The 12,932-nt window shown below is 58.2% G+C and carries 11 protein-coding genes; 9 read left to right on the top strand and 2 right to left on the bottom strand.

Translation table 11 applies throughout. The annotated features are described in order from the left end of the window. The first annotated feature begins 239 nt into the window (after positions 1 to 239). The 4 genes from QMX84_RS24045 (at position 240) to QMX84_RS24030 (ending at position 3,333) form a co-directional block, all read left to right on the top strand. Complete coding sequence (locus QMX84_RS24045; protein WP_048367677.1) at positions 240 to 887, top strand: DedA family protein; 648 nt, start codon at positions 240 to 242, stop codon at positions 885 to 887. Positions 888 to 900: 13 nt separating this feature from the next. After that, positions 901 to 1,713: a M90 family metallopeptidase gene (locus QMX84_RS24040; RefSeq protein ID WP_281850358.1), complete on the top strand. Its 813-nt coding sequence runs from the start codon at positions 901 to 903 to the stop codon at positions 1,711 to 1,713. A 102-nt stretch (positions 1,714 to 1,815) separates the two neighbouring features. Next, positions 1,816 to 2,343 (top strand): inorganic diphosphatase, encoded by a 528-nt coding sequence (ppa, locus tag QMX84_RS24035; RefSeq protein ID WP_016779241.1) that lies wholly within the window; start codon positions 1,816 to 1,818, stop codon positions 2,341 to 2,343. 234 nt (positions 2,344 to 2,577) lie between these two features. Continuing rightward, positions 2,578 to 3,333 (top strand): helix-turn-helix transcriptional regulator, encoded by a 756-nt coding sequence (locus tag QMX84_RS24030; protein ID WP_153328181.1) that lies wholly within the window; start codon positions 2,578 to 2,580, stop codon positions 3,331 to 3,333. 383 nt (positions 3,334 to 3,716) lie between these two features. Here QMX84_RS24030 and QMX84_RS24025 read toward each other — a convergent pair whose 3' ends face one another. After that, the gene (locus tag QMX84_RS24025; protein ID WP_282364948.1) at positions 3,717 to 4,634 is read right to left on the bottom strand and encodes a LysR family transcriptional regulator; all 918 of its coding nucleotides are present in this window, start codon (positions 4,632 to 4,634) and stop codon (positions 3,717 to 3,719) included. Between the two features lie 306 nt (positions 4,635 to 4,940). Between QMX84_RS24025 and QMX84_RS24020 the strand changes: the two genes are divergently transcribed. From QMX84_RS24020 to QMX84_RS24005, 4 genes are read left to right on the top strand one after another with little or no spacing between them, the layout of a single operon-like run. Then, entirely contained in the window at positions 4,941 to 5,174 is a 234-nt protein-coding gene (locus QMX84_RS24020) for a hypothetical protein (RefSeq protein ID WP_123751697.1), read from the top strand. 43 nt (positions 5,175 to 5,217) lie between these two features. Next, positions 5,218 to 6,372 carry an efflux RND transporter periplasmic adaptor subunit gene (locus QMX84_RS24015; RefSeq protein WP_282364947.1) on the top strand — a complete coding sequence of 385 codons (1,155 nt, stop codon included), beginning with the start codon at positions 5,218 to 5,220 and terminating at the stop codon, positions 6,370 to 6,372. Positions 6,373 to 6,390: 18 nt separating this feature from the next. Further along, positions 6,391 to 9,570 carry a multidrug efflux RND transporter permease subunit gene (locus QMX84_RS24010; RefSeq protein WP_282364946.1) on the top strand — a complete coding sequence of 1,060 codons (3,180 nt, stop codon included), beginning with the start codon at positions 6,391 to 6,393 and terminating at the stop codon, positions 9,568 to 9,570. After that, positions 9,563 to 11,002, top strand: coding sequence for an efflux transporter outer membrane subunit (locus tag QMX84_RS24005; protein WP_282364945.1), 1,440 nt, complete (start codon positions 9,563 to 9,565; stop codon positions 11,000 to 11,002). Before QMX84_RS24010 ends, QMX84_RS24005 begins: the two co-directional genes overlap by 8 nt. Positions 11,003 to 11,051: 49 nt before the next feature. On the opposite strand, the gene QMX84_RS24000 is transcribed toward QMX84_RS24005, so the two are convergent. Continuing rightward, positions 11,052 to 11,972: a LysR family transcriptional regulator gene (locus QMX84_RS24000; protein WP_123751693.1), complete on the bottom strand. Its 921-nt coding sequence runs from the start codon at positions 11,970 to 11,972 to the stop codon at positions 11,052 to 11,054. Positions 11,973 to 12,148: 176 nt separating this feature from the next. Between QMX84_RS24000 and QMX84_RS23995 the strand changes: the two genes are divergently transcribed. Further along, positions 12,149 to 12,808 carry an ATPase gene (locus tag QMX84_RS23995; protein WP_282364944.1) on the top strand — a complete coding sequence of 220 codons (660 nt, stop codon included), beginning with the start codon at positions 12,149 to 12,151 and terminating at the stop codon, positions 12,806 to 12,808. Positions 12,809 to 12,932 lie beyond the last annotated feature (124 nt).

Here is a 12,932-nt window from a genome sequence, read left to right as displayed (position 1 = left end):
AGCTTGCCTCGCGATCTTTTGATCTTTAAAAAACAAAAGATCGCGAGGCAAGCTCGCTCCTACACGTTTGGTCAAGCAGAACTAATACATGCTTCGCTACAAACTCAGGCAGCACAATTTGTCTCAATCCGTATAATCCCCCACAACCAGAATGTACGAAAAAACTACATTCGTTGTAGTTAACTACCTACTCCCCCGCACAGACCTGCTGAGCCGGGTCATCAAGACAGGTGCCTTACATGGATTTCAACCCTATCGACATTATCCTGCACCTCGATGTGTACCTGGACATGCTGGTAAGAAACTACGGTGTATGGATTTACGCCATCCTGTTTCTGGTGATCTTTTGTGAAACCGGGCTGGTGGTCATGCCATTTTTGCCGGGTGATTCGTTGCTGTTTATCGCCGGCGCCGTTGCCGCGGGCGGTGGCATGGACCCGGTATTGCTGGGCGCACTGTTAATGCTGGCGGCGATTCTGGGTGACAGTACCAACTACGTCATCGGACGAACGGCCGGGGAGCGCTTATTCAGCAACCCCGACTCGAAGATCTTCCGTCGCGACTACCTGCAAAAAACCCACGACTTCTATGAGCGTCATGGCGGCAAAACCGTGACCATGGCGCGCTTCCTGCCGATCTTCCGCACCTTCGCGCCGTTTGTGGCCGGTGTAGCACGCATGTTCTACCCGCGCTTCTTCATGTTCAGCGTGTTCGGCACCATCCTGTGGGTCGGCGGCCTGGTCACCCTGGGCTACTTCTTCGGTAACGTACCGTTCATCAAAACCAACCTGTCGCTGCTGGTGGTGGGCATCATCGTGCTGTCGCTGGTGCCGATGATTATCGGTGTAGTTCGCAGCCGTTTCGGACGCAGCCCTTCCAAAGCCTGATCGGAGAACGGCAATGTGGTCGCTGAGTGAATGGAGACGCCAGCGGATTCTGGCGCAGCACCCGGTGGCGGAGGACGTCTGGCATGACGTGCGCCAACACCTGAGTATTCTTGACGGGCTGGACGACGCGCAGGACAAATGGCTGCGCGAAAGCAGCGTGTTGTTCCTCAAGCAAAAACACCTGACGCCCATGCCCGGCGTCGAGCTGACCGAAGAAGGCGAGCTGCGGCTCGCCGCCCAGGCGCAACTGCCGTTGCTCAACCTGGGCGACCTGGACTGGTATCAGGGCTTTCATGAAATCGTCCTGTACCCTGATGACTTCGTCAGCCCTCAGCGTCACCGCGATTCCAGTGGCGTAGAACACGTGTGGGAAGGCCATCACAGCGGTGAAGCCTGGCAGCACGGCGCGGTAATTTTGGCCTGGCCGGGCGTACTGGCCAGTGGTCACTGGGAAGGTTACAACCTGGTCATTCACGAGCTGGCGCACAAGCTGGACATGCTCAACGGCGCCGCCAACGGCATGCCGCCGCTGCACAGCAACATGCAAGTGACTGACTGGACCAAGGACATGCAGCAAGCCTTCGACCACCTCAACCACTATCTGGACCACCACAACCCGGACCACGCGCCCATCGACCCGTACGCCGCTGAAAACCCGGCCGAGTTTTTTGCCGTCACCAGCGAGTACTTCTTTAGCGCGCCCGACCTGCTGCACCATGTCTATCCGCTGGTGTATAAGCAGCTCAGCCTGTTTTACCGGCAGGACACCCTGGCCCGGTTACGCAGGCTACAGAGTGAACACCCTGATTACCGTGCACATCACTGATACCGCCAGACGTGACGTGGTTGCAGGAATACGCCTATAATCGCCGCCACTTTTTGGCCACATCGGCCAAGTAAACTGGCCTACACACGGGGGCACCGCCCAATGAGCTACAGCAAGATTCCGGCTGGCAAAGACCTGCCGAATGACATCTACGTCGCCATCGAGATTCCGGCTAACCACGCGCCGATCAAATATGAAATCGACAAAGACAGCGATTGCCTGTTCGTTGACCGCTTCATGGCGACCCCGATGTTCTACCCAGCCAACTACGGCTTCATCCCGAACACCCTGGCTGACGACGGTGATCCCCTCGACGTGCTGGTTGTGACCCCTTACCCGGTTGCTCCAGGTTCGGTTATCCGCGCGCGTCCAGTCGGCATTCTGCACATGACTGACGACGGCGGCGGCGATGCCAAAGTAGTAGCTGTGCCTCACGACAAGCTGTCCCAGCTGTACGTTGACGTGAAAGAGTACACCGACCTGCCACCGCTGCTGATCCAGCAGATCCAGCACTTCTTCGAGAACTACAAAGACCTCGAAAAAGGCAAGTGGGTAAAAATCGAAGGTTGGGGCGACGCAGAAGCTGCCCGCGCCGAGATCACCAAATCGGTTGCTGCCTACAAAGGCTAAGTGCACACCGGCAGGCGTTTTCAGCCCGCCCGACGCACTCAAAAAACCCCGGCTCGCCGGGGTTTTTTATTGCCGTCTAAACACCCGCAACACAGCCCGTTCATCGGTTTTGCGCGATAACCGGCATACCGTAAGAAATCTCCTTTTAGCCAAGGGAAATGTCTCTTTTTCACCGTTTTTTTTGAACGTTTAGTTTATTTAAACGGTGCTGTCTTCTCCGTAAACTCCGCATTCATGAATACATCCGGTGATCGCCTCAGAACCCTCCTGCGGGAGTGTCATTTATCCGCTTCGGACTTCGCCGCCAATCGCCGCGTTACGCCGCAGCACGTCAACAACTGGTTCAAGCGTGGTATACCCATGGCCCGACTGGACGAAATCGCCGAACTGTTGTGCGTTAACAGCCGTTGGCTGCGCACGGGTGAAGGCACCAAACATCCGGGAGCCCCCAGTATTAGTCCTACGGCACGCAACACCGCGCCCAAACAACCCGTCAGCCCTCACCCCTACACCGTCTCAACCACCCCCCATGACATCGACGTCCCGTTCTACAGCGAAGTGTTAAATGCCAGCGGCTCAAGCCAAACCCATGTGGCCCAGATCATGGACTGTCAAATCCGCCTGAGCGCGGCCATCCTGCAGGCCATGGACGTCGGCCACGATCAGGCCATCTGCGCGCCCATGCTCGGCAACAGCATGGCGCCACGTATAGAAGACGGCTCCACCCTGGCCATAGACAGCAGCCTGACCCACATCGTGGACGGTGAAATCTACGCCATTGAGCATGACGGCATGCTGCGCATCAAATACGTCTACCGCCAGCCCAGCAATGGTTTACGCCTACGCAGCCACAACCACGAAGAGTTCCCGGACGAACTCTACGGTGCGGCGCAGATACAAGAACAACGCATACGGATATTGGGCTGGGTATTCTGGTGGTCCACCCTCAATAAACGCCGCCCGCCAGTCCCGTGCAAACTGGCGGAATAGAGCCTTGGCGCGCGAACCAGCGAAGCCACAAGAGGAATTTGTGCTGGGAAATGCAACCGATTCCCAGTATGCTTCGCTCCACTCGCGCAACCCCTTGCTCAGGCAGGCCGGATTGCAGGGGCCGCCGCAAAAAGCGGCCATGCCCCACACCAGCCCAACGCGCTGGTCGCCCCGATTTGAAGGCGAGTACGGTTTGCCAAAAACAAACCAAACCCGCCCCCGAGAAGCCGGCCACAAGCCGGCTTTTTAATGCCTGAAATAAAAATCTGCTACGGCCCAAACTGTAGGAGCGAGCTTGCCTCGCGATCTTTTGACTTGGCTTTTCGCCCCTCCCCGAAACCTGCCTGACTCTCACTAATTCCTTGCACTCGGCACGCCAGCATTTATTCAGGCGCCCACAACGGGCTGCTCGCCATCAACGCGGTTGTCCAGTCGAGCAATGCCCGCACCCTCGCCGACAAGTCGCGGGTCTGCGGGTAGACCAAGGAGATGGGCAGGCTCTCCATTGGCCAATCCGCCAGGACCTCAATCAGCGTGCCCCGTTGCAGATGCGCATCCGCTTCGGCACGAGGCAAAAACGCAACGCCCAGCCCTGCCACCGTGGCGGCCGTCGCCGTGCCGCCGCTGTTGAAATAGAGGGTCGGCAATTGGTCAAGGGTAAAGCTCTCTTCTCCTCGAGTGAGCGTCGGCAAATGCCGCCGGTTGGTCGCCGGGAATTTAAACCCCAGGTGCTTGTGTGCCGGCAGGTCAAAGGGCGTATCAAGCGCAGGCGCTCCAGCCAGATAGGAAGGCGCGGCACAGAAGCAGTAACGCATCAACCCTACCGGGCGGCAGATCAGGTTCTGGTCCGAGATCTGACCGACCCGAATGGCACAATCCACCCCTTCCTCCACCAAATCCACAATGCGCTCATCGCAACTGATCTCCAGGTGTATCTGTGGGAATTGTTGGGTGAAATCGGGCAATGAAGGGGCAATCAATAACGTGCCCACCGGTGAAGGCATTTCAATTTTCACATGCCCACGGATCGCGTTACGGCTAGGCGAAAGGGAGGCTTCCAGTTCGTTGACATCCTCCAGGATGGCACGAGCGCGCCGATAGTAAGCGGCCCCTTCGGTTGTCGCAGACACCTTGCGTGTCGTGCGATGCAGCAGCTTCATGCCCAACAGTTGCTCAAGTGCCTGCACCTGACCGGAAACCGTGGTTTTGGCTAAATTCAACGACTCCGCTGCTCGACTGAAACTGCCGACTTCAACGATTCGGCAGAACGCTCGCATTGCTTCCAACCGGTCAAATGCCATTGTACGAATTTCCGTAAAAACAAAACGTCGGGACCCAGTTTATCCAAGGAACGTTTTTTTCTATAGTCCGCCCATGCCTCGAAACAACATCTTCTGTCTCCAGGCAAACTGTGATCAATCACGTCATTCATGACCCACAAGCATCAACGTTAAGAAAACATTATCGAATTAAATAACTTATAAGATTTATTGAAATCTTAGAGCCATTTAACTCTATCGCCCCAGCGCGCCAGCCCTTATTAACTTATTAGCACTTCAACTTGATCTAATTGAGCGCCTTCGTGCGCGCACAACTTGAGAAAAACCATGAAAACCTCTTTTAAACTGATGGCGTTATTCATTCTGGCCCTGCCTGTTTTTGCCCATGCGTCTGACGGCGCCGAAGCACTTCAGCGTTTTAACGAAAGAAATAAAGCGATGTTTGAACAGCAAGCCAAAGACATTGAAAAACGTAAACAGGCCGAACTACAGAAGGCTGAGCTAGAGAAAAAAACAATGCCCGACGCCCTCCGTGCCGAAGATCAGCAAACCCAACAATGAACACGCGTTCAGCCCATTAATGCCCCTTGATAAGGATGATCCTGTGCGCGTTCGATTAGTCGCCGTTACCGGAATGATCACCACTGCCTTACTGATCAGTGGTTGTTACAAAAAGCCCGACCAGGCCGCTGCGGGTCAACCCCCCGCTGTCGAGGTGGCCAGTGTCACCCAGCAAACCATCAAGACCTGGGACAGCTTCAATGGTCGGGTGAGTGCCACAGACACCGTGGTGATACTCCCTCGCGTCGGGGGGTACATCACCCGGGTGGCTTACCGTGAAGGCAGTGAAGTGAAAAAGGGTGACTTGCTCTTCGTGATCGATCAGCGCCCTTATCGCACCGCACTGGACAGCGCACGGGCACAGTTGGAACGGGCCCGCGCCGCCCTTGCACTGGCAAGCCAGCAGGACCTTCGTGCGCAGCAACTGCTCAAAAGCAACGCTGTGTCCAAAGAAGAGGCAGAGCAAAAACGCGCAACCCGCGATCAAAGCCTGGCCGATGTCCACACTGCCGAATCTGCAGTGGAGGCGGCCACGCTGAACCTGGCCTTCACCGAGGTTCGCTCACCCATTGACGGGCGCACCAGTCGCGCGCAATTGACCCTGGGCAACCTCGCCGTCGCCGACCAGTCCGCCCTGACCTCCGTGGTCTCGCAGAACCCGGTCTATGTCTACTTTGACCCGGATGAACACAGTTTTCTGAACTACCAGAAGACCCTGAAACAATCCCAAGACACATCCGTGCGCATCGGTTTGGCAAACGATGAAGGCCACCCTTACACCGGCGAACTCACCTTCCTGGATAACCAGGTCAATGCAACAACCGGCACTGTTCGGGCGCGCGCCACGGTGAATAACAGCGACCGTGTATTTACCCCCGGTTTATTTGCAAAAGTTCAACTGTCGGTGGGCGAGCCGACACCGGCGCTGTTAATACCCGAACGGGCAATATTGACCGACCAAAACAAAAAGTACGTCTATGTGCTGAGCAACGACAACAAAGCCATCAAGCGTTATGTCGAAACAGGCCAACTGATCGACCAGCAACGCGTGATTACTTCAGGGCTGGAAAACGATAACACCCTGATTGTCTCCGGCCTGCAAAACATCCATGCCACTGATACACCGGTCACTCCCCAATCACACTCCCCGGGTAACAACACACTTCATGTGCCCAGCCTCGTAATAAACGATCACTAATCGCCAAAGGCTCCTGTTATGGACTTTTCCAAGTTTTTTATCGACAGACCCATCTTCGCGATGGTGCTGTCGATCATTATTTTCGCCGCTGGCCTGGTCGCAATTCCGCTGCTGCCGGTCGGCGAATACCCGGAAGTAGTGCCTGCCACCGTGGTAGTGAAAGCCACGTATCCGGGCGCCAACCCCAAAGAAATCGCCGATTCGGTCGCCGTCCCGCTGGAAGAGGCGATCACCGGTGTAGAAGACATGATCTACATGAAGTCGGTTGCCAGTTCCAACGGCACCCTGCAAGTGGTGGTCACCTTCAACGCCAAGGTCGACCCTGACACGGCTGCCGTGCGCGTGCAGAACCGGGTCAGCCAGGCCCTTTCGCGCCTGCCCGAGTCGGTTCGACAGTACGGCATTACCACCCAGAAGCAATCGCCGACGCCCTTGATGTTCGTCGACATGTATTCGAGCAACGACCAGTTCGATGCCCTGTACCTGCGTAACTACCTGCGCCTGCATGTCAAAGATGAGCTGTCACGCATCTCCGGCATTGGTGACGTCATTCTGTACGGCGCAGGCGACTACGCGATGCGCGTCTGGCTCGACCCGGACAAACTCGCAGCACGCGGGATTACCGCTCAAGACGCAATCGCAGCGATTCGCCAACAGAACGTCCAGGTGTCGGCAGGCCAGTTGGGGGCAGAGCCTTCGCCGCAAAATAACGAATTTCTCATTTCGATCAACGTTCAAGGGCGATTGAAAACCGAACAGGAATTTGGCGACATCATCCTCAAGACCGGCAGCGACGGGCAGGTCACCCGCCTGTCAAATGTGGCCCGTGTGCAACTGGACTCCAACGACTACACGCTGCGGGTATTTCGAGGCAAAAACCCGGAAGTCGCCATCGGCTTTTTCCTCACCCCCGGCGCCAATGCCATCGAGGTTGCAAACGCGGTCTACGCCAAGCTGGACAGCCTGTCCAAGGACTTCCCGGAGGGCGTGAGTTACGTCAGCGTCTGGGACCCGACCGTGTTTGTGCGTGAGTCCATCAACTCCGTGCAACACACCCTGCTCGAAGCGATGGTGCTCATCGTCCTGGTCGTGGTGCTGTTCTTGCAAACCTGGCGCGCCTCGATCATTCCGCTGATTGCCGTCCCGGTGTCCATCGTCGGGACCTTCGCCTTTCTGTATTTGCTGGGGTACTCGATCAATACCCTGACCCTGTTCGGCCTGGTCCTGGCCATCGGTATCGTGGTGGACGATGCCATCGTCGTGGTGGAAAACGTTGAACGCAATATCGAGCTGGGCTTCAGCCCGCTGGAGGCAGCCCACCAGGCCATGCGTGAAGTTTCGGGGCCTATTCTGGCCATCGGGCTGGTCTTGTGCGCCGTCTTCATTCCGATGGCCTTCATGAGTGGTGTCACCGGCCAGTTCTACAAACAGTTCGCAGTAACCATCGCCATCTCGACGGTCATCTCGACCATCAACTCGCTGACCTTGTCGCCCGCGCTGGCAGCCAAGCTGCTGCGTCATCACCACTCACCGCCTGACAGGCTGACGCGCTGGATGAACAGCGCGTTGGGCTGGTTGCTGCGTCCGTTCAACCGGTTCTTCAATCGCAGCTCGGAGCGCTATGAAAGTGGCATCGCGCGGCTGTTGCCACGCCGTGGTGTAGTTTTTGTGATGTATGCCTTGTTGCTGGGCGCAACCGGAATGCTGTTCAACACGATCCCCAGCGGCTTTATCCCCAACCAGGACAAGCTTTACCTCTTTGCAGGCGCAACGCTGCCGCCCGGTGCTTCACTGGCGCGCTCCGAGGCGGTCGCACGTGAAATGTCAGCCATTGCCTTGACCGTCGAAGGCGTGGACTTCGCCAACTCCTATGTCGGCTTGAACGCCTTGCAAAGCACCACAACGCCTAACCTTGTGACCTCCTACATCTTGCTCAAGCCGTTTTCGCAACGCTCACGCAGCGCCGAGCAAATCAATGCCGAGCTCAACGTCAAGTTTGCCGCCATCAAGGACGGTTCCGCCTATGCACTGCTGCCCCCGCCGATTCAGGGCTTGGGGAATGGCTCAGGCTACTCATTGTTTTTGACCGATCGCGGCGGGCTCGGGTATGCCGCGTTGCAAAAAGCGCTGGAGGCATTCCAGGCCGAAGTGGCTAGCACCCCGGGCATGACGTTCCCGGTCAGTTCTTACCAGTCCGACATACCGCAACTGGAAGTAAAGCTGGATCGAACCAAAGCCCAGGCCCAAGGCGTCGACCCCACAGCGATCTTCGACACCTTGCAGACCTATCTGGGCTCCGTCTATGTGAATGACTTCAACATGCTGGGCCGCGTGTACCGGGTTATTGCTCAGGCAGATACCGGCTTCAGGCAGAGCGCTGCAGACATCGGCAATTTGCGCGTGCGCAACGTGCACGGTGAGATGGTGCCAATCAGCTCGATGGTGGACATCGTGTCGACCTTCGGCCCGGATCCGGTCATGCGTTACAACGGCTACCCGGCCGCCGACCTGATTGGCGATGCCGACCCGCGCGTGTTGTCGTCAGGGGAAGTCATCAAAAAACTGGAAGAGATCGCTGCCCGAACGTTACCGCGCGGTATCGAACTGGAGTGGACCGACCTGACTTACCAGCAGGTCACCCAAAGCAACACCGCCATCATCGTGTTCCCGATTGCCGTGATTCTCGCGTTCTTGGTGCTGGCAGCTCTTTACGAGAGCTGGACATTGCCTCTGGCCGTGATTCTTATCGTACCGGTGTGCATGTTTGCAGCTCTGACCGGGGTATGGCTGGCGGGCGGCGACAACAATGTGTTCGTGCAAGTAGGCCTGGTGGTGCTGATGGGGCTGGCGTGCAAAAACGCCATCCTGATCGTGGAGTTCGCGCGTGAACTGGAGATGCAAGGCCGCAGCACCCTGGAGGCAGCACTGGAGTCCTGCCGTCTGCGCCTGCGTCCGATCGTCATGACCTCAGTGGCCTTTATTGCCGGGGCCGTCCCGCTGCTGATCGGAGCCGGGGCCGGTAGTGAAGTGCGGCATGCCACCGGCGTAACCGTGTTCTTCGGCATGCTCGGGGTGACGATCTTCGGGCTGTTCCTGACACCGGTGTTCTACGTGGTCCTGAGAAAACTGGGCGCCCGTGTCCCAGCCCATCCCTCGCACCTGTCACCCCATGCAGCGGAGGCCCTGCACCATGATTAAGCTAAAAAACTGGCCCCTGCCCGTCCTGTTGGCCCTCTTGCAAGGTTGCACCGTCGGGCCTGACTTTCATCGGCCGCAGACACCCGACCTGCCTGCGACCTTTACCCGGACACAGGATCAAGAGACCGGACAAGCGCAGGCAAACGCGGCCAGCGCTGCGTTCTGGGAACGTTTTGAAGACCCTCAGCTCACCGCGCTGATAGAGACCACTCTGGCCGCCAACCATGACCTGCAAACAGCGCTGGCCAACTACGATGCGGCGAATGCGCTACTGCGCCTCGCCCGGTTCGACCAGATCCCGACCGTCACGATGTCCGGACAAGCGGGTCACCAGAGAGCCAGCACCGACGAAGCCAACGGTGCGCCCCGCAGCAATGATGTGTATGCCAACAAGGCTTCGCTGAGCTGGGAGCTGGACCTCGTGGGCCGGGTACGGCGCTCGGTAGAGTCCAGCAGGTCCGCCGCACAGGCCAAAGCCAGCGACCTGTACGCCATGCAGGTCGCCGTGGTCAGCCAGGTCGCGTCTACCTACATCGACCTGCGTGCTGCACAGAAGATGCTCAGGCTTTCGCAAGCGAATGCCGACAGCCAGAAGCAAACACTGGAGATCGTCCAGGGGCGGTTGCAAACCGGGCGCGGGTCGACTTACGACCTGTCCCGGGCACAGGCCCAGCTTGAGATATCACTGTCACGCCTGCCGCCCCTTCAGGCGCGAGTGGCCGTGGACCGGCACCGCCTGGCCGTACTCGCCGGCTTGCCGCCCACCGCGCTGGATGCACGACTGCAAGCCGATGCCGCGCTGCCGACGGCGCCGCAGGTCATCGAGCCCGGCACGCCTGCGCAAGTCATCCGGCGGCGCCCGGATGTCGCCTCAGCCGAGCAGCAGTTGCATGCCGCCACCGCACGCGTGGGCGTCACCACGGCCGACCTGTTTCCAGGGGTCAGCCTGGGTGCGGCCATCGGGACGTTTGCGTTCAATGGCGGCGGGCTTTACTCGGCAGGTGCCGAGTCGAACCTGGCGCTATTGGGCATTGACTGGTCCTTTCTGGACGTAGGCCGAGTCAAAAGCCGCATCGCCGCCTCCGACGCCGAAGCCGCGGCCCGCTTGGCGATATATCAACAAACGGTGCTCAAAGCGCTGGAAGACGTCGAGAACTCACTGGTTCGCTTCAGCCGCAGCCAGGCTGAAAATGCCCGGCTGACGAGTGCGGCCAACGAGTTGAACACCGCGTCCAGCATTGCCAGCGCCCGCTACCAGGCTGGCGCCATTGAGCTCTTCGAACTGCTCGATGTGCAGCGAGCGCTGTACACCGCGCAGATCTCCCAAGCCGACAGTCAGGCCCGCAGCACCACCAGCGCAGTGGACCTGTATGCCTCCCTGGCCGGAGGCTGGCCAGAACATGCGCCTGCTCCGCCCGCCCCCATAAAGTGACCGATACGCCTGACGCCGGGTTTACCCGGCGTCGGGCGAAGTCATGACTCTAATAGGGCAGAGCCCATAACGGATCATCAGCCATCAAGGCCGCCACCCAATCTGTGAACACCCGGACCCTGGCCGACAAGTGCCGCGTGTAGGGGTAAACAATGGACATCGGCATGCTCGGCATTGTCCAGTCCGCCAGCACCTCTACCAGCGCACCACTGCTGAAGTGGGCCACGGCTTCTGCCGTGGGGATAAAGGCGACCCCAAGCCCCGCGACCGCCGCAGCGGCGGTGGCAGTGCCATTGTTGAAGTACATGGTCGGCGGGAGATCCAGCACATAGCGTTCCTCACCCCGCTGCAGGGTTGGCACAAAACGCCTGTCAGTGGCCGGAAACTTGAACCCCAGATGCTGATGCCCGGCCAGGTCGGCGGGCACCTTGAGGGGCGGCGCTTTTGCCAGGTACGCCGGGGAGGCGCACAAGCAAAAATGCATTTGCCCTACGGGTCGGCAGACCTGATCCGGGTCCGACACCGTACCGCCGCGAATGGCGCAATCCACGCCCTCCTGCACCAGATCCGTCACCCGTTCGCTGCAGCCGATATCAAGGTGGATATCCGGGAACCTGGCCGCGAAATCAGGCAGCGCCGGCACAATCAGCAGGATGCCAACCGGGGAAGGCATTTCGACTCGAACCCGACCGCGAACAATGTTGCGGCTTTTGGAAACAGACGCTTCCAGCTCGTCTACCTCGTCAATCAGCGCTCGGGCCCGGCTGTAATAAGCCGTGCCTTCGGTGGTGGGCGAAACCTTGCGGGTCGTGCGGTGCAACAGCTTGATGCCAAGCAATTGCTCCAGTGCCTGCACCTGCCCCGAAATAGTGGTTTTAGCCAGCCCCAAAGACTCGGCAGCCCCGCTGAAACTCCCCACTTCGACAATGCGGCAGAACGCACGCATTGCCTCTAAACGGTCGAGCGCCATTGTACGAATTCCCGTAAGAACAAAACGATTTCGGCTAGTTTATCCGGGCTTTTGGAGTTCCTACAATTTGCCCATGCCACGGCAAGTGGCGACATCTCACGGACCACAGCCCTGCATCTGCACGTGGATCCGCGCTGATATAAATTTCGCGCCTTAAGTACCCTTGGAGAACCGCCATGAAACTGGGGTTTGTCATGACATTGACGGCCGTAGCCCTGTTATCCGGGTGCTCGATTCCTGCTGCACCGTCAGCCGTTTCATCATTGAGTGGCCTTTATGACCCACCTGAAAGCGCCAACACCGGGGCCACGGTCGAAACAGGCCAACAGCTGACTCTCGGCATCCTTTACAGCCAGAACACCCAGATCAATCGGGCCTACCTTGAGCATTACCAGGCCAACGCAGGCACGGGATTTGGCCAAAGCCTGCTGGTTCCGGCGATTCGTGATGCGTACATCGCCTCGTCCAACCCTGACCTTGCTGTCGATTGGGTAAAAAGCGCCCTGCAACGCCGATTTGGCACTGTCACCGTCTATCCGGACGTCGAAGCCCTGAAGGCTGCCAAACCTGACGTGATCGTGGTGATTGACACGCGTAGCCAGCTAATCACGCCGCGCAGTTCTGATATTGAATCGACGGCAACGGCTTACTTCTATGACAAGCACTTGAACTACCTCGCCATGGCAACCGGTCATGATGCGACATCCCTGACGCCCGTGTGGGCGGGCAATAAACGCAGTGAAGACATTGTTCACGACATCACCCAGCAACAGAACGTCCAAATCAATGCACTGCACGACTTTGACCGGTCTTTAAATGAAGTGCTGAGCCGGTAGGCAAACACCCCGCCGCAGTTAAACCTGTAGTCGCTGCCGAAGAATGAGGCTGCGAGGGGTTCACCCTGTAGGAGCGAGCTTGCCTCGCGATCTTTTAAAAGATCAAAAGATCGCGAGGCAAGCT

The organism is Pseudomonas sp. PS01297 (assembly GCF_029959305.1).
Lineage (GTDB): Bacteria > Pseudomonadota > Gammaproteobacteria > Pseudomonadales > Pseudomonadaceae > Aquipseudomonas > Aquipseudomonas helleri.
The sequence above is the reverse complement of the archived record's forward strand: the minus strand, read 5'-3'. Positions and strand labels throughout refer to the sequence as shown.